General features: G+C 63.9%; 14 protein-coding genes. 7 read left to right on the forward strand and 7 right to left on the reverse strand.

The window, feature by feature from the left end:
- The coding region (locus tag PJL15_RS14560; RefSeq protein WP_281451949.1) for an integrase core domain-containing protein at positions 1 to 132 on the forward strand (132 nt) is incomplete at its 5' end.
- Here the strand turns inward: PJL15_RS14560 and PJL15_RS14565 are convergent.
- The gene (locus tag PJL15_RS14565) at positions 129 to 743 is read right to left on the reverse strand and encodes a TetR/AcrR family transcriptional regulator (RefSeq protein WP_281451862.1); all 615 of its coding nucleotides are present in this window, start codon (positions 741 to 743) and stop codon (positions 129 to 131) included. The genes PJL15_RS14560 and PJL15_RS14565 overlap by 4 nt on opposite strands.
- Before the next feature lie 143 nt (positions 744 to 886).
- On the opposite strand from PJL15_RS14565, the gene PJL15_RS14570 reads away from it, so the two are divergent.
- The 4 genes from PJL15_RS14570 to PJL15_RS14585 are packed head-to-tail and all read left to right on the forward strand — an operon-like array spanning position 887 to position 7156.
- Complete coding sequence (locus PJL15_RS14570) at positions 887 to 2221, forward strand: ABC transporter substrate-binding protein (RefSeq protein ID WP_281451863.1); 1335 nt, start codon at positions 887 to 889, stop codon at positions 2219 to 2221.
- On the forward strand, positions 2218 to 3159 hold the full coding sequence (locus tag PJL15_RS14575) for a carbohydrate ABC transporter permease (protein WP_281451864.1): 942 nt from the start codon (positions 2218 to 2220) through the stop codon (positions 3157 to 3159). Before PJL15_RS14570 ends, PJL15_RS14575 begins: the two co-directional genes overlap by 4 nt.
- Complete coding sequence (locus tag PJL15_RS14580) at positions 3156 to 4070, forward strand: carbohydrate ABC transporter permease (RefSeq protein ID WP_281451865.1); 915 nt, start codon at positions 3156 to 3158, stop codon at positions 4068 to 4070. The genes PJL15_RS14575 and PJL15_RS14580 overlap by 4 nt, the downstream gene beginning before the upstream one ends.
- On the forward strand, positions 4070 to 7156 hold the full coding sequence (locus PJL15_RS14585; RefSeq protein ID WP_281451866.1) for a glycoside hydrolase family 2 TIM barrel-domain containing protein: 3087 nt from the start codon (positions 4070 to 4072) through the stop codon (positions 7154 to 7156). The genes PJL15_RS14580 and PJL15_RS14585 overlap by 1 nt, the downstream gene beginning before the upstream one ends.
- Before the next feature lie 69 nt (positions 7157 to 7225).
- On the opposite strand, the gene PJL15_RS14590 is transcribed toward PJL15_RS14585, so the two are convergent.
- Together PJL15_RS14590 and PJL15_RS14595 are read right to left on the reverse strand one after the other, a co-directional pair.
- On the reverse strand, positions 7226 to 8617 hold the full coding sequence (locus PJL15_RS14590; protein ID WP_281451867.1) for an MFS transporter: 1392 nt from the start codon (positions 8615 to 8617) through the stop codon (positions 7226 to 7228).
- Positions 8614 to 9147 (reverse strand): winged helix-turn-helix transcriptional regulator, encoded by a 534-nt coding sequence (locus PJL15_RS14595; protein WP_281451868.1) that lies wholly within the window; start codon positions 9145 to 9147, stop codon positions 8614 to 8616. Before PJL15_RS14595 ends, PJL15_RS14590 begins: the two co-directional genes overlap by 4 nt.
- Before the next feature lie 161 nt (positions 9148 to 9308).
- Here PJL15_RS14595 and PJL15_RS14600 point away from each other — a divergent pair, with 161 nt between their 5' ends.
- Positions 9309 to 11423: a phosphocholine-specific phospholipase C gene (locus PJL15_RS14600; protein WP_281451869.1), complete on the forward strand. Its 2115-nt coding sequence runs from the start codon at positions 9309 to 9311 to the stop codon at positions 11421 to 11423.
- On the opposite strand, the gene PJL15_RS14605 is transcribed toward PJL15_RS14600, so the two are convergent.
- Genes PJL15_RS14605 through PJL15_RS14620 form a run of 4 tightly spaced genes read right to left on the reverse strand, consistent with a single transcriptional unit; the run spans position 11420 to position 15753 of the window.
- Positions 11420 to 12715, reverse strand: a complete 1296-nt coding sequence (locus tag PJL15_RS14605; RefSeq protein WP_281451870.1) for a glycosyltransferase 87 family protein — start codon at positions 12713 to 12715, stop codon at positions 11420 to 11422. The genes PJL15_RS14600 and PJL15_RS14605 overlap by 4 nt on opposite strands.
- A 1-nt stretch (position 12716) precedes the next feature.
- Complete coding sequence (locus PJL15_RS14610) at positions 12717 to 13886, reverse strand: cystathionine gamma-synthase (protein ID WP_281451871.1); 1170 nt, start codon at positions 13884 to 13886, stop codon at positions 12717 to 12719.
- Positions 13887 to 13928: 42 nt separating this feature from the next.
- A complete protein-coding gene (locus PJL15_RS14615; RefSeq protein WP_281451872.1) occupies positions 13929 to 15314 on the reverse strand; it encodes a cystathionine beta-synthase in 1386 nt (461 codons plus the stop codon).
- A gap of 46 nt (positions 15315 to 15360) precedes the next feature.
- Positions 15361 to 15753 (reverse strand): VOC family protein, encoded by a 393-nt coding sequence (locus tag PJL15_RS14620; protein WP_281451873.1) that lies wholly within the window; start codon positions 15751 to 15753, stop codon positions 15361 to 15363.
- 151 nt (positions 15754 to 15904) lie between these two features.
- On the opposite strand from PJL15_RS14620, the gene PJL15_RS14625 reads away from it, so the two are divergent.
- Positions 15905 to 16876 (forward strand): DNA-3-methyladenine glycosylase family protein, encoded by a 972-nt coding sequence (locus tag PJL15_RS14625; protein WP_281451874.1) that lies wholly within the window; start codon positions 15905 to 15907, stop codon positions 16874 to 16876.
- The last annotated feature ends 37 nt before the right edge of the window (positions 16877 to 16913 follow it).

The following is a 16913-nucleotide window of genomic DNA, read 5'->3' on the forward strand; positions in this document are numbered from 1 at the left end:
GGCACCGAAACCACCCGACGAGAGGCCCTACCCGCCTGGATCCACTATTACAATCACCACAGGCCCCACACCGCACTCGGGAACAAACCACCCGTCAGCCGGCTAACCAACCTCCCTGGGCAGTACACCTAGTTGGGTTCGGGGAGGAGCACCAGGTTAAAGAACCCGCGGAGGCCCCTGGCTACATCCACCTGGTCCGGCGCGAGCAGCCATTGGGTCTGCAGCCCGTCCCAGAGCGCCACCAGGGAGGTCGCCGCTTCTTCAGGATCGACGCCGGGGCGCAGCCTGCCCTCGGCCGCCAGCTCAGCGAAACGCCGGGCATAGCTCGCCCGCAATCGCTCGAAGCGCGCGGTGAAGTAATCCCGTCCCGGGTGTTCATCCGTGACCGACTCCGCGCACAGCACGGTGTACAGCTCGATGACCCCCGGGATGTCCTCGTTGAACAGGGCGGTTCGTATGACCGAGTCCGCCAAACCCTCCCTCATGTCATCGGGGAAGGCTCCGCTGGTGATCTCGTCGCGACGTTCCAGCACCGACATCAGGAGGTCGCGTTTGGACGGGAAGTAGTGCAGCAGGCTGGTCTGGCTCATGCCTGCGCGATCGGCGACATCCTGCAGCGAGCCTCCACGGTAGCCACGCGCAGCGAACACCGCATGGGCTGCGTCCAGAATCGTCTGGCGCCTTTCCTCGGATTTCGCGTAGGGGCCACGCCTCGCTGTCCGGCCCACGTCCTTTGTGGTCATGGCTAGTCAGTGTACGCGTTTGGGACCTTCCGCGAAATTCGAGTAGCTACTCGAATTTTCTGTTACCGTGGTCACAATCGACATGCTGGGGCCCGGTTTCGGGTGCACGGCAGCGTCAACCTGACACGAAGAGGTGAAGGCTCATGACCCGTTTCACTCGAAGACAACTCCTGGGCGCAGGCCTGGGCACAGCAGCCATGGGCCTGCTGTCCGGCTGCGCGACCCCCGGTACCCAATCCGTCAACGCCGCGCCAACCATCCCCGGCGCCGAAGGGCCCGTGCGGCTCACCTACTGGGCATGGCTGAAGGATTTCCAGAACGTGGCCGACATCTGGAACGCAGCCAATCCCAACATCCAGGTTGATGTTGTCTGGATCCCGGGCGGCAACGCAGGCGGTTACCAGAAGCTCTACTCTGCACTGGCGGCCGGGGGCGGACCGGATCTGGCACAGGTGGAACTAAGGTCGATTCCGGAGTTCATGCTGGTCAACGGCCTGGTGGATGTTTCCCGCTACGGCGCCAACGATTACGCCCACTTGTACGACCCCACCCTGTGGAAGCAGGTCAGCTACACGGGCGGAGTTTACGGCTTGCCGCAGGACTCGGGTCCGATGGCCATGTTCTACCAACCCGCGATCCTGGACAAGGTGAGTGGAACCACTCCCAAGAGCTGGGAGGAATGGGCTGCGCTGGCACGCGAACTCCGCGCGGTGGATACCTACCTTGACTGCTTCCCCATCAGCGACGCCTCCCCTTTCGCTTCCTTTGCCGGGCAGGCCGGTGCCGCCTGGCTGCGCCCCGAGGAGGACGGCTGGGTCATCAACATGACCGACGACGCCACGCTCAACACCGCGCGCTTCTTCGATAAAGCGATCGACGACGACCTCGTTACCACTGCGTACGGCGCCTTCTCGCCCGGCTGGTTCGCCGCGGCGGGCAAGGGTGGTATCGCCTCGACCGTCACTGGCAGTTGGGGTGATGCCCTGGTGGAGGGCGTCAGTGGTTCGGAAGGAAAGTGGCGGGTTGCCCCGATGCCCACTTGGGGCAGCACCGGATTCGGTTCCAGCTACCTCGGAGGCTCAACTGCGGCCGTCCTGGCGAACAGCAAGCATCCCAAGGAGGCCGTGGAATTCGCGGTCTGGCTGACAACCTCAAAAGAGGGAATCGACGCCGAGATCAAGAACAGCGGCATCGGCTGGTCCCCGAATCCCGAGTTCATAGGCACGGACCGCCAGCAGGCATCGAAGTTCTTCGGCGGCCAGAACTACAACCAGGACATCTTCGTTCCCGCGGCGCAGCAGCAAAATCCTGAATGGTCGTGGTGGCCAGTGACCCAGCAGTCCTTCAACATCCTCAGCGATGGGTTCCGCAAGAAGGCCTTCGGTACCTCACTGGTGGACTCGATTGCGGCCTCGGAGCAGCAGATCATCACCGTTTTCAAGAACAAGGGCCTCACCATCCGGAAGGAAACGGCATGACGACCACCCGCACTGCCAGTACAGGGGACGTACCCGCAGCGGTCCGCGGCAAGAGGACCGGAGCCGCAGCGAGGGCACCCTGGTTGCTGCTGGCTCCCTTCCTGGCGCTCTTCGTCCTCACTTTCCTGTTGCCCATCATCGTGGCCATCCTGTCCAGCTTCACCAAAGTGACAAGGAGCGGACTCTTCGGCGAAGCCGGCGTTACCAGCGAATTTGCCGGGTTCAGCAATTACGTACAGGCGCTTGGCGACGGAAGCTTTGTTGCTTCCATCGGCCGGATGCTCCTGTTCGGGATTGTCCAGGTTCCGGTCATGATCGTGCTCTGCACGGTCCTGGCCCTGATGCTCGAGTCGGCGTCAGCCAAATGGCCGGGGTTCTTCCGTGCCGCCTACTTCATGCCCTACGGCGTTCCGGGAGTGATCGCCACCATCCTGTGGTCGTTCCTGTATGTTCCCGGCCTCAGCCCGCTCTTTGATGCCGCCAAAACAGTGGGCCTTACCCCTGATTTCCTGGGCGCCAACAGCGTGCTGTGGTCCATCGCCAACATCGTCACCTGGAGCTACACCGGCTACAACATGCTGATCATCGTGGCGCAGCTCAAGGCCATCCCGGTGGAACTCTACGAGGCAGCGAAGGTGGACGGTGCTTCCACCTGGCGGGTTGCCCGGAGCATCCAACTCCCCCTGATCCGCCCTGCCCTGATGCTGACCACGGTCTTCTCCATCATTGGAACGCTGCAGTTGTTCGCCGAAGCGCAGGTCCTCAAAACGGTGGCCCCGGCCATCGACAGCCAGTACACGCCCAACCTGAGCGCCTACACCACGGCCTTCGCGTACAACGACTACAACGTTGCCGCAGCGCAATCGGTGATCATCGCCGTCGCCGCCTTTGCTTTGTCCTTCGCCTTCCTCGCGCTCACGAACAGGAAGTCATCATGACCGCAACCGCCACCAAACCCTCCACTGCTCCCGTCCGCAACCAACGGCCCGGAGGTCCGGACCGATCAGCCGGACGACGCCGGTCCTCCACCATCATCGTCACCGCACTTCTGGTGGTGGTTGCGCTGTACTTCCTGATCCCGGTCTACTGGGTCTTCGTCGCGTCCACCAAGTCCACCTCCGACCTCTTCTCCACCAACGGCTTCCTGTTCGCGCCAACGTTCTCCCTCTGGGAAAACATCGGCCGGGTCCTCAGTTACGACAACGGAATTTTCGGCCGTTGGTTCCTGAACTCCGCCATCTACGCCGGCGTTGGCGCACTCCTGGCCACCTACTTTGCGGCTGCCGGCGGCTACGCTCTGGCCAAGTACGAGTTCAAGGGACGCAACCTGGTGTTCGGCACCATCCTCGGCGGCGTCCTGGTGCCCGGGACCGCCACGGCGCTGCCGTTGTTCCTGCTGTTCAGCCAAATGGGCCTGGCCAACACCTACTGGAGCGTGCTGCTGCCGTCCTTGGTCTCCCCCTTCGGGTTGTTCCTGTGCCGGATCTACGCCCAGGCCACAGTGGACACCTCGCTGATCGAGGCCGCAAGGATCGACGGCGCCGGAGAGTTGAGGATCTTCCACACGATCGGACTCAAGGTACTCACCCCAGCCTTGGTCACGGTGTTCCTTTTCCAGCTCGTTGGCATATGGAACAACTACTTTTTGCCCTTGGTGATGCTGTCCGATTCCGAGCTCTACCCCATCACCCTTGGCCTGAACAACTGGCTCAGCCAGGTGGACCGTTTGCCCGAATTCTATGAACTGACCACTGGCGGGGTCCTGCTCTCCATCATCCCGCTCAGCATCGCCATGATTGTCCTGCAGCGCTTCTGGCGCGGAGGACTGACAGAAGGAGCCGTCAAGTAATGACCATCCATCAAACAGCCGGCTATATCACCGATACCGGCCCTGGTACGGGGAACCGTCTCCCCGCGAGGTCGTGGCTGCACAGTGATGCGCCCGGCCTTTCGCTGAACGGACAGTGGCGGTTCCGCCTGCTTCCCGGCGCGCCCGGCACACCCGGCGGACGCGGGGTGCTGCCTGCCGGAGAAGCCGTCGAGGGCGTGGCCGAAGAATCCCTGAACGACTCCGGCTGGGACCAAATCCCTGTTCCTGCCCACTGGGTACTGGAGGGCGACGGCGCCTACGGCCGGCCCATCTACACCAATGTCCAGTTCCCCTTCCCCACCAACGCTCCCCACGTTCCGGACCAGAACCCCACGGGTGACTACCGCCGCACGTTCGAGCTCCCCGAAGACTGGAATATCGAGGAACGGACAGCGCTCCGTTTCGATGGAGTCGAGTCCAGGTACAAGGTGTGGCTCAACGGAAACGAAATCGGTGTGGGCACGGGGAGTCGGCTGGCACAGGAATTCGATGTCACCGAAGCCCTTCGCCCCGGAACCAATGTCCTGGCGGTCCGCGTTCACCAGTGGTCCGCCTCCAGCTACGTCGAGGACCAGGACCAATGGTGGATGCCCGGTATCTTCCGTGATGTCAGCCTCCAATCACGGCCAAAAACAGGATTCGACGACGTCTGGTTGCGGACCTCGTACACCGCCGGTTCCGGCATCATCGATCCCGAGATCACCGCTGGCAATGCCGCTTACCCGGTTCGGCTGTCGGTCCCGGAGCTGGATGTCGACGTCGTCTGGGACTCTCCTGCCGACGTCGCCGCGGTGGCGGTTCCCGGCGTCGAACCTTGGTCCGCAGAGGTGCCCCGCCTCTACAACGCGACCGTGGCCAGCGAAGGCGAGACCATTTCGCTGCGCCTGGGTTTCCGTACCGTGGAGATCAAGGGCGACCAATTCCTGGTGAACGGAAAGCGCGTGGTGTTCCACGGCGTGAACCGTCATGAGACGCATCCGGACCGTGGCCGGGTCTTTGACGAGGAATTTGCCCGTGCCGACCTCGCCCTGATGAAGCAGTTCAACGTCAACGCCATCCGCACCAGCCACTACCCGCCGCATCCGCGCCTGCTGGACATCGCGGACGAGCTCGGTTTCTGGGTGATCCTGGAGTGCGACCTGGAGACCCATGGTTTCGAGCGGCACGGGTGGGTGGGCAACCCCAGTGACGATCCCGCGTGGCGTGAGGCCTACGTGGACCGGATGGAACGCACGGTGGAACGGGACAAGAACCACCCCTCCATCATCATGTGGTCCCTGGGCAACGAGTCCGGTACAGGCTCCAACCTCGCTGCAATGTCCGTCTGGACGCACGCCCGCGACGCCGGCAGGCCCGTCCACTATGAAGGCGATTACACCGGCGCCTACACGGACGTTTACTCCCGCATGTACTCTTCCGTGCCTGAAACTGAAGCGATCGGCCGTGACGATTCGGGGTCACTTCTGCTCGGCTGCTCCGCTGCGGAATCGGCACGACAGCGCACCAAGCCATTCATCCTGTGCGAATACGTGCACGCCATGGGTAACGGCCCCGGCGCGATCGACCAGTACGAGGACCTTGTGGACCGCTATCCCCGCCTGCATGGTGGCTTCGTGTGGGAGTGGCGGGATCACGGCATCCGCACCACCACCGCCGACGGCACGGAATTCTTCGCTTACGGCGGCGACTTCGGCGAGGTGATCCACGACGGCAACTTCGTGATGGACGGCATGGTTCTTTCGGACTCGACCCCGAGCCCGGGACTCTTCGAGTACAAGCAGATCGTGGCCCCGATCCGTTTGGGCTTTTCCACGGAAACGCACGACGGCGGCACCCGCCGCTTCGTCACTGTCGCCAACCTGCGGCACACCGCCGACGCTTCCGACGTCGTGCTCCGTTGGCGCCTCGAACGGGACGGCCTTCCGGCCGCTTCGGGAGAGCTCGACGTCGTCAATTCCGCAGGTGCGCCGCTCGCCGCAGGTGACACAGCCCGTGTGGAGCTTCCCGCCCTGGACGCTGCAGGAAGCGGTGAGCACTGGCTGACTGTGGAGGCCGTCCTCCGCAAGGATACTGCTTGGGCTGAGGCAGGCCACGTGGTCTCAGCGGCCCAGTTGTCGTTGGCAGTGACCTCCCATTTCCTCCCCCCGCGTCCCCAGTCCTCGGCTGCCCGAGCCGACCACGAGGTGGCTCCCACCGTTTCTCTGGGTCCGGCCGTCTTTGAGCACGGCAGGCTTGTTTCCCTTGCGGGGCTGCCGGTGTCCGGTCCGCGGCTGGAGCTGTGGCGTGCCCCCACGGATAACGACGCCGGTGCCGGCCGCGGCAGCTACGACCTCGCCGATCCCTGGCTCAATAACGGCGACGGTGTTCCGGCTCCTTCCATGGAAACCATCTGGCGTGCAGCCGGCCTGGACCGTCTGACGGCCCGGGTAGAGGATGTTTCGGCCAGTGGGAACGGTGTCGGGGTCATGACCCGCTACGCCGCCGCGGACTCCTCTGACTGGGTGTCGGTGGAGGAAAACTGGCGGCTTTCCAACGGGGAGTTGTGGCTGAGGGTGGACATCGTCCCGAGTGCGGGTTGGGACATCATCTGGCCACGCGTGGGCATTCGCTTTGACATGCCCGGTTCTGTGGATGGAGCCTCGTGGTTCGGAACGGGTCCCCGCGAGTCCTACCCGGACAGCATGCATGCCGCCCAGGTTGGCCGCTATTCCTCGACAATCGAGGCTCTGTCCGTGCAATATGCCAAGCCCCAGGAGTCTGGCCACAGGAGTGGGCTCCGCTCATTGGAGGTGCAGAACAATGGTGCGCCTTGGCTGCAATTCCACGCTGCTCCGGATTCCCGGGACCGTTTGCCGGGCTTCACGCTTGCCCGGCACACTGCACAGGAGATCTCCGCGGCAGCCCATCCCCACGAGTTGCCTCCCAGCAACGGCAGCCACCTGTACCTGGACGCGGCGCAGCATGGTTTGGGGTCCAGGGCATGCGGGCCGGACGTGTGGCCCGACTTTGCCCTCCGTCCGGAAGCCCGGACCCTGAGCTTCAGGATCACCGAGGCGACTGGCTGATTCTCCCGTTGTGAGGCCTGTCCTGCGCGTTTCCAGACAAGAATAAAGCGTAGGGCAGGCCTCACAACGTTATGGAGCCACGACTACGGGTTCCTTTTTCGCGGCGTCCTTGCGGATGGTGGCGCTGATGACCGCGGCCACCGTGCACATTGCGGCCGCACCCATCCACGCATAGTTGTAGTGTCCGGTGGCATCGCGAATGAACCCGGCGGCGAGCGCGGCGGCGGCGGCCCCGAGCTGGTGGGCCGCGAACACCCAGCCGAACACTACCGAACCGTCGGCGCCGAACACCGAGCGGCAGATGGCTGCGGTGGGGGGCACCGTGGCTACCCAGTCAAGGCCGTAAACCACCACGAAGATGATCATGCTCGGCTCAACGGACGAGCCCAGCAACAGCGGCAGCACCAGCAGGCCGATCCCCCGGAACTGGTAGTAGACCGCCAGCAGGACCTTGGGGTTGAAGCGGTCCGTCAGCCAACCCGAGGCTATGGTGCCCACGATGTCGAAAATCCCGACGACGGCCAGCAGGCCTGCCGCTGTGGTTTCGGGCATGCCGTGGTCGTGTGCAGAGGGGATGAAGTGGGTGCCGATGAGTCCGTTGGTGGTGGCTCCACAAATCGCGAAGCCCGCTGCCAATGCCCAGAACGTCCTGACTTTGGCGGCCCGTTTCAGGACCTGCAGTGCACGGACGGCGGCGTTGGCCGAGTCTTTCGTAGCCGCCTCCCCAGGCTGGCCGGCAGCCGCAGGGTTGGTTCCGGCGTCGACGGCCTTTGCCTCCAGTTCCTGGGCACCGTAAGGCAACACCCCGACGTCGGCGGGTGAGTTCCGCAGCCATCGCAGCACCAGCGGGACCACCGCGAGCGCACCGGCCGCGATGAGGAGCGAGGCGCCACGCCAGCCCGGATCCTGGGCAAGGGCGGCGATAAACGGCAGGAACACCAGTTGGCCTGCGGCACTTCCCGCAGTAAGGATGCCAATCACCAGGCCACGGCTCTTGGCGAACCAGGTGTTGGCGATGGTGGCAGCGAAGACGAGCGCCATCGAACCGGTTCCCAGCCCGATGAGAAATCCCCAGGTCAACAGGATCTGCCAGGACTGGTTCACCAGGACGGTCAGGGCCGAACCCAAGCCAATCAGGCATAGTGCCAGCGAGGTGACCTTCCGGATGCCGAAGCGTTCCATGAGGGCTGCCGCGAAGGGTGCCGTCAGCCCGAAGAGGACCAGGTTGATGCTGACGGCCAGGGACAACACCGTGGTGGACCAGCCGAATTCCTGCTGCAAAGGGACCATGAGCACACCGGGGGCTGCGCGGAAGCCGGCGGCCCCGACCAGCGCCAGGAAGGCCACTCCGGCAACTATCCACGCCGGGTGCAGGCGGCGGCGCTTGCCGGATTGCGGCTGCTTTCCGTACGGAACCTGTTGCGACCCGGCCGGTGTGCCTGTGACGTCGGGAGCGGTCATGCGGTGATCTCCGTTTCAGAGGGAGCTGCTGTGCTTGCTTCAGGTGGTGCCACGGCAAGCGGAACCGGGTGGTCTGTGCGCTTGAAACTGTGCCAGCTGGTGTTGGCGGCCGTCAGGCGGCTACCGCAGTGGGTACAGGTATCGGCCGAGGATGTGGGGCGTCCGCAGTCAGTGTGGATGACCCGCATGTGGGAAACCTCGTTGGGTGCGTCCAAATGCTTCTCTGCCCAGATGATGATGGCGTTCAGGACGGGCAGGGCGTCCTCGCCTTTGCTGGTGAGGACGTATTCCTGCCGGGTGCGGCTGCCGTCCTGGTACGGTCGCTGGGCCAGCAGACCGGCGTCGAGCAACCACCCCAAACGCTTACTCAGAACGGTGTCCGCTACTTCGAGCCGCTGTTTGATGGCATCGAAACGGCCGTTGCCGAAGAAGATTTCCCGCAGCACCAGGCTTCCCCAAGGGTCACCGAGGACGTCGAGTCCCCGGGCGAGGCTGCACGTGCGGGCAGACCAGTCAGAGCGAAGAGGCATGGGCACAAAGCTAGCTAACTTTTCTAAAGAAAGCTAGATCCCTGGAAGACCCACCTCAGGTTATCCCGGGTTCATCAGCGGTTCATCTGGGGTGCCTACGCTTGCCGGGTCAACTCTGACCACGAAAGGCACCCTGAATGTCCTTGAACAACCCTGACTTGGTGAAACGTTCAACCGATTCCCCGGGGCTCTCCCGCCGCGGATTCCTGGGAACTGCAGCCGCAGCGACGGCGCTTGCGGCAGCCGGCTCACTTCTTCCCCCGTCAGTGCAAGCCGCCATGGCCAAGCCAACGCCTGCCGGAAGCCTGCAGTCCATCAAGCACGTGATCGTCCTGATGCAGGAGAATCGTTCCTTCGACCACTACTTCGGCTCGCTGCGCGGAGTGCGTGGATACGGCGATCAGTCCGTTACCCGGCTCCCCAACGGCAAGTCCATGTTCGAGCAGCCCCGCGCCACCGGCGAGACCGTCCTGCCGTTCTCCTTGCGCAAGGCGGCCGAACTCGCTGGGCGCCCGGGAACCGACATCCAATATCTCGGAGACCTGGACCATTCCTTCAAAGGCACCACCACGGCCTGGAACAACGGTTGGTGCGACAAGTGGATTCCTGCCAAGAGCGCATCCACCATGACGTTCTACGAGCGCCAGGACATCCCGCTCCAATACGAGCTCGCAGACACGTTCACCATCTGCGACGCGTACCATTGCTCCGTCAACGGCTCAACCAACCCCAATCGCAACTACCTTTGGAGCGGCACCACGGGCAGTGAGCCGGGCACCACCAACCGCGCCGTGACCAACGCGGCCTATGGCTACGATCACGGCGGCTACGACTGGACCTCCTACCCGGAACGGCTGGAACACTCGGGCGTGTCGTGGAAGATCTACCAGGACTGGGACAACTTCACGGACAACGCCGTTGAGTACTTCCAAACATTCAAGGCGATCGGCCGGAAGATGCTGGCCTCGGTTGACGGCCAACTGCGCACCACGGAGGAGTTCTACGACAACCTGGCGGGCAAGCCGGCAGCAGAGCAGGACCGCCTGCTGGCACAGCTGGAACAGGGCCGGGCAACCCTGACGGACGCCGAACGGTCGCTTTTCGACAAAGCCATGTGGCGTGGCCGGCCCGATACGCTCCTGGAGCGGCTCAACGCCGACATCACGGCAGGAACCCTGCCGCAGGTCAGCTGGCTGGTCCCGTCCGCGGCCGACTCCGAGCACCCGGGAGCGTCGACGCCGGTGGGCAGCGCGAATTTCGTCTACCGCCTCCTGGACACGGTGGCCAGCAACCCCGACACGTGGGACAGCACTGCGATCTTCCTGAATTTTGACGAGAACGATGGCTACTTCGACCACGTTCCGCCACCCGTCCAACCGCGTCCGGCGTCAGGTGAGTCAGCGGATTGGACCACGGCACGGCCCATCGGACTGGGTCCGCGGGTACCCATGACGGTGGTCTCGCCGTGGACGGTGGGAGGCTACGTGAGCTCCGAAGTCTTCGACCACACCTCAGTCCTGCGCTTCCTGGAACGCTGGACCGGCGTGCAGGAACCGAATATCTCGCCCTGGCGGCGCCAAGTCTGCGGTGACCTGACCGGCGTCTTCAATTTCAGTTCCCCCGGCACTCCCCCGGTGCTGGATCACCCCGGAGCCGTGCCCGCCAAGATCAGCAGATGGCGTCCCACCCCGCCCACAGTACAAGTGGCACCCATCCAGGAAACCGGCACGCGTCCGGCACGGCCGCTCCCCTACAGGCCCCGGGTTTCGGCCGTCGTAACGCCGGGCAAGATCACAGTGGCGCTGGGGAACAAGGGCAGCCGGTCAACCCACTTCGCCATCTACGGTTACGCCGGCGAAGTCACCGAACCCCGGCATGTGGACGTCCTCGGGAACGACCAGGTGGAGCTCCCCCTCACCTCAGGCGCGTTCGACGTCGTCGTCACCGGTCCCAACCGCTTCCAGTACGAACTGAAAGGCACGACGGCGGGCGCGGCGTCCGGCGTCGACGTTTCAGTCAACGGACGCCGCGGCAATAAGGCGGTGGAACTGGAACTGCGCAACAACGGTGCGACCTTGGTGAAGCTGGCTCTGCAATCGCTGCAGTATTCACAGGGTCACGACACCGTGAAGCTCAAAGCCGGGCAATCGAAGAAGATCGGCTGGGACACTGCGAACGGTTGGTATGACGTGGAGATCACGGCTGCCGAGGACGCCACATTCCGCCGGAGGCTGACCGGCCGCGAAGAAGACGGCCAGGAAGGCATCTCCGGCTAACGGCTCGCCGGGGGGTCCTTGATGGTCGCATCAGGGACCAACCCGGTCCGTGAAGGACGGTAAGCCAAGGCCCAGTAGACCAGCATGGCGATTCCGCACACCACCCCCAGGCTCGAAACCATGAGCTGCCACTGGGTCTGGGGGTCCTTGCCCCACTCTGCGGCTCCGGCCCACACAGCCAGGTTTTTGGGAGTCATGTAGAAGGCAATGGTGGAACACACCACTATCACCCAACCCGCAGTGCGCATCCGCCCGTTCCTGGTGGGCACCCGGTGCATCGCAAACGCCATGCTGGGCAGCGCCACGGCAACCCACACCCAGTGGTGCGACCACGAAACCGGGCTGATCAGGAGCATCAGGATGGCCGTCGCAGACACTGCAACGAAGTTCTCCTCCACAGCAGAAGCCCAGATGATGATGAGTGCCGCCACGATGACCAGCCCCAGGGACAGGACCATCCACACCACGTTGGTGATCGAAGAGTCCGGCATGCCGAAGTGCAGGAGCAGGCCCTTGACGGAGAGATTATCAACGTAGGCCGGCCCTCCAATGCGCCCGGTATCCGGAAGGATCTTGGTCCAGAAGTCCAGCGATGCCTGCGGCAGCACAACCCACGCCACCGCAATCGAGCCGAAGAAGCCGGCAGCCATCCATCCCAACGCCTTGAAGTCGCGGCGGACCAGGAAGTACAGGCCAAAAGCCAGAGGAGTGAGCTTCACACCGGCGGCCAGGCCGATCAGCAGGCCCGCGGGCCAGCGGATGGCACCAGCACGGACCTTCCCGTAAAGGGCGAAATCGGCCAGGATCACGCCCATCAGGATGATGTTGATCTGCCCGAAAACGAAAGTGTCACGCCATGGTCCCAGGAGCAGGATGGCACCGGTTCCCACCAACGCAGTGGTCCTGAAGCGGTAGTCGGCAAAGGCTTCACGCCAGGTCTTGAGGCCGAAGTAGTGCCGTGCAAGCCAAGCGGCCACGGTCGCGGCACCGGCCAAGGCAACCAGGATGAAAACCATGCTGCCGGCAAAGAAACCCATCGCTGCCAACCCTGTAAAGAGGAGCGCCGCAAACGGAGGGTACGTAAAGGGCAGTCCATCGCGGATGGCGTACAGGTCGCCGCCTTCCATGACCTTGCCGCCGCCGTAGTAGTAGACCTCAAAGTCATTCAGGGCCGGTTGGTAGTACGCGTAGAGGAAGCACACAGCAACCGCAAGAGTAAAGGCACCGGCTACCGTGAGGATCCAGCCCCGCGTGCTGGTGGCGGCCACCGCCTGTGTAGGAGAAGCCGCCATGTCAGCCGTTGCTGATCTTGGCGAAGGCCTGTTCAAGGTCGGCGATCAGGTCCTCTGATTCCTCGATGCCGCAGGACAGGCGCAGGAGGTTCACGGGGACGGCCAGCTCGGTTCCCTTGACGGAAGCGTGCGTCATCTCCGAGGGATAGTTCATGAGGGATTCGATGCCGCCCAGCGATTCGGCAAGCGTGAACACGGAGGTGTTCTCGGCTACGGTCCGGGCAGCGGCCTCGCCGCCCTTGAACTGGACCGACACCATCCCGCCGAATTTCTTCATCTGCTTCGCGGCAAGAGCGTGGCCGGGGTGGTCCGGCAGGCCGGGGTACAGCACTGCTTCCACTTCGGGTCGCTGCAGCAGCCATTCGGCCACCGCCTGGCCGTTGTCGCTGTGGCGGTCCATGCGCACACCCAGCGTCTTCAAGCCACGGGTGGTCAGGAACGCGTCCATGGGACCGGAAACAGCCCCAACGGCGAACTGGATGAAGCCGATCTTCTCCGCAAGCTCAGCATCCTTGACCACAACCGCCCCACCCACGACGTCGGAGTGGCCGCCGATGTACTTGGTGGTGGAGTGGACTACGACGTCGGCACCGAGTTCCAGCGGGGTCTGCAAGTAGGGAGACGCGAAGGTGTTGTCGACCACCAGGAGGGCGCCGGCGTCGTGCGCTACAGCGGCGAGCGCCGCGATGTCCGTGATCTTCATCATCGGATTGGACGGCGTCTCAACCCAGACCAGGCGGGTCTTGTTCGCTGCAACCGCGGCAGCCACGGCGTCGAGGTCCGACATGTCCACCGGGGTGTTGCCGATCCCCCAGTCCCCCAGCACACGGTCAATCAGTCTGTAGGTGCCGCCGTAGGCGTCGTTGCCCAGGACGATGTGGTCGCCGGGGCGGGCCACGGCACGGATCAGGGAGTCCTCGGCAGCGAGGCCGGAGCCGAAGGAAAACGCAGCCGTACCGCCTTCCAATGCCGCAAGTTGCTCCTGCAGGGCATCACGGGTGGGGTTGCCTCCGCGGCCGTATTCGTAACCTGAACGCAGGCCGCCGATACCGTCCTGGGCGTAGGTTGTGCTGAAATGCAGCGGTGGCACCACTGCGCCGGTGCGGGGTTCGAATTCCTGGCCGGCGTGGACGGCGCGTGTGTTGAACCCGGCCTTGTTGTTGGCAGACATGGAAGCTCCTCTTTGTTCGTTCAACGGGATGGTCAGCGCAGGCTAGTTGCTGAGGTAGGCCAGAAGGTCGTGGCGCGTCAGGATCCCCACCGGGGCTCCAACGAAGGTCACCATGACGGTATCGACGTCGGACAGCAGCTCCCGCGCGGCGGAAATGGTCTCCAGTGAGCCGATCACGGGGAGGCGGTCACCCATGTGCTCGGCGATCTTGTCCGTGAGTTTGGCTTCGCCCCTGAACAGTTTGGTGGTGAGGCTGCGCTCGTCCACGGCGCCCAGGACTTCGCCCATCACCACGGGCGGCTCCTGCGACAGGACAGGGATGTGCGAGACGCCGAACTCGTTCATGATGTTGATGACGTCGCGGACGGACTCATTGGGATGAATGTGGACCAGGTCCGGCATCTCGCCCGTTTTCGATTTGAGCACTTCACCAACGGTGGCTTCTTCGCCCCCGGAAAGGAATCCATAGGAGCGCATCCACTGGTCGTTGAAGATCTTGGCCAGATAGCCGCGGCCCGAATCAGGCAGGATGACCACGACGACGGCGGACTCGTCCAGGTCCTTGGCGGCCTGCAGCGCAGCCACCACCGCCATGCCTGAAGACCCGCCCACCAGCAGGCCCTCTTCCCTGGCAAGGCGCCGGGTCATGGCGAAGGAATCCGCGTCAGAAACAGCAATAACGTCATCGGGGACGGCGCGGTCGTAGTTGGCGGGCCACATGTCCTCGCCAACGCCTTCCACGAAGTAGGGACGGCCGGTTCCGCCGGAGTAGACCGAACCTTCCGGGTCCGCGCCGATGATCTTGACCCGGCCGCCGTCGGACTCCGGACGGTCCGCCGAAACCTGCTTCAGGTACCGGCCCGTGCCGGTGATGGTGCCGCCGGTACCGGCGCCGATCACCACATGGGTGACCCGGCCGTCGGTGTCGTTCCAGATTTCGGGGCCGGTGGATTCGAAATGGCTGCCCGGGGCTGCCGGATTGGAAAACTGGTCCGGCTTGAAGGCATCAGGTATCTCTTTGACCAAGCGGTCCGAGACGCCGTAATAGCTTTGCGGGCTGTCCGGGGCAACGGCGGTGGGCGTCACTACTACCTCGGCTCCGTAGGCCTTCAGCACAGCGCGCTTGTCCTCGCCAACCTTGTCCGGGACCACGAAGACGCACTTGTAGCCCTTCTGCTGGGCCACCAGAGCCAGACCCACTCCCGTGTTGCCCGACGTCGGCTCAACGATGGTTCCGCCCGGCTTCAGGCGCCCGTCCTTTTCTGCCTCTTCGATCATTTTCACGGCGATCCTGTCCTTGATGGATCCGCCGGGGTTGATGTATTCGAGCTTGACCAGGACTGTGGCTTTAATCCCGTCCGTAACGTGGTTGAGCTTGATGAGCGGCGTGTTGCCGATGAGGTCCAACACGGACTGGGCGTACTTCATAGGTACAAAGTTACCGCCTGCCCGCTTGGGGACCTGCGTCGGCCGGCTAGCTCCCCGCAGAGGTGTCCGTCTGCCAGAGCCCCAAAATGTTGCCTTCCGTGTCTTTGAAGTAGGCGTACCACCCCATGGTCGGAACGGCATCCTTGCCTTGCACCACGGAACCGCCGGCCTGTTCGACCTCCGCGAGGGCAGCGTCAAGGTCCGCAACATCAATGGTGAGGATGGGGGTCTTCAAATTGTCGGTCCGGGGGAACAACGCGCCGTTGATGGCTCCGGGCTCCTTCGGCGCACCGGTTTGCTCATCCGATTCCGTGGTCAGGGCGATGGTGTAATCCATGCCCTGCATTGGGCTGAGGTTCCAGCCGAAAGTCTTCTGGTAGAAGGTGTTGGCCCGGTCGGTGTCTTCCGTGGGGATTTCAAAATGCACTATTGCGGCCATGGCTGGCGCTCCTTGTTCCTGGTTCCTTGGTATTTGTTCCTTGGATTCGGACGCGGCCCACCCGCGCCACATCACGGAGTCTAGACCCGGGCGGGCACCACCGTAAGGGGCTTTTTCCGGGAATGTCAGCCCGGCGTGGGACCATAAAAACATGACCATCGCAGACGCCCCGCCCCTTGTGGCGGCAGCGGCGGATGCAGCCGTCCGATGGCATCCGGGCGGTTCCTTCCGCCTGGACCAGACCATGTTTCCGCTCATGCGCGGCAATGCTGATCCGTCCTTCGCGGCGCACGCCAACGGCTACTGGATGGCCTTCACTGCGCCGTCCGGCCCGGTGGCACTTCGCTTGTCCGGCGGCGGTCATGGTCCGGACTCTTTCGTAGACGCGCAGGCTTGGGGGCCTGGAGCCTCGGACGCAGTGGCTGGCGTCCCCCGGCTGCTGGGGGCCGACGACGATTGGTCGGCCTTCGATGCCCCCGCTTTCCACGCCACGCTCCCGCGCCGCGTCACAGAAGCACGACGCCGGAACCTGGCAGTGCGCCTGCCCTCCACCGGGCGGGTGGTTGACTCACTGGTGCCCACCATTTTGGAGCAAAAGGTCACCACTTTGGAGGCAAGGCGTGGCTACCGATACCTGATGTACCGGTACGGGACGCCTGCGCCGGGAAAAGCCCCCGCAGGCCTGCTCGTTCCTCCGACCGCCCGCCAATGGCTGGCCATTCCTTCGTGGGAGTGGCACAAGGCCGGAGTTGGACCACAGCGTTCGGCCACAGTCATGCGGGCGCTGCAATCCGCCGTCGCGCTTGAACGTTTGGCTGGGCTGGACTCCGTGGAGGCCGGCGCCAAGCTGCAGACGATTCCCGGTATCGGTGTCTGGACCGCGGCCGAAGTCGTCCAGCGGACCCACGGCTGCCCGGATTCAATCTCCGTGGGCGACTACCACTTGGCGGCGTACGTGGGCTACGCCTTGACCGGGGAGAAAACGGACGACGCCGGCATGATCGAGCTGCTCGAACCGTGGCGCGGGCAGCGGCAACGGCTTGTCCGGATGCTGTACCTGAGCGGCTTCCGCAAACCCACGTTCGGCCCCCGGATGACCGTGCAGGACCACCGCCACCACTAGAAGCAACGCGGGGTCACTTATGGCCCATGTTTGCCGC

Source organism: Paenarthrobacter nitroguajacolicus (genome assembly GCF_029952445.1).
GTDB lineage: Bacteria > Actinomycetota > Actinomycetes > Actinomycetales > Micrococcaceae > Arthrobacter > Arthrobacter nitroguajacolicus_B.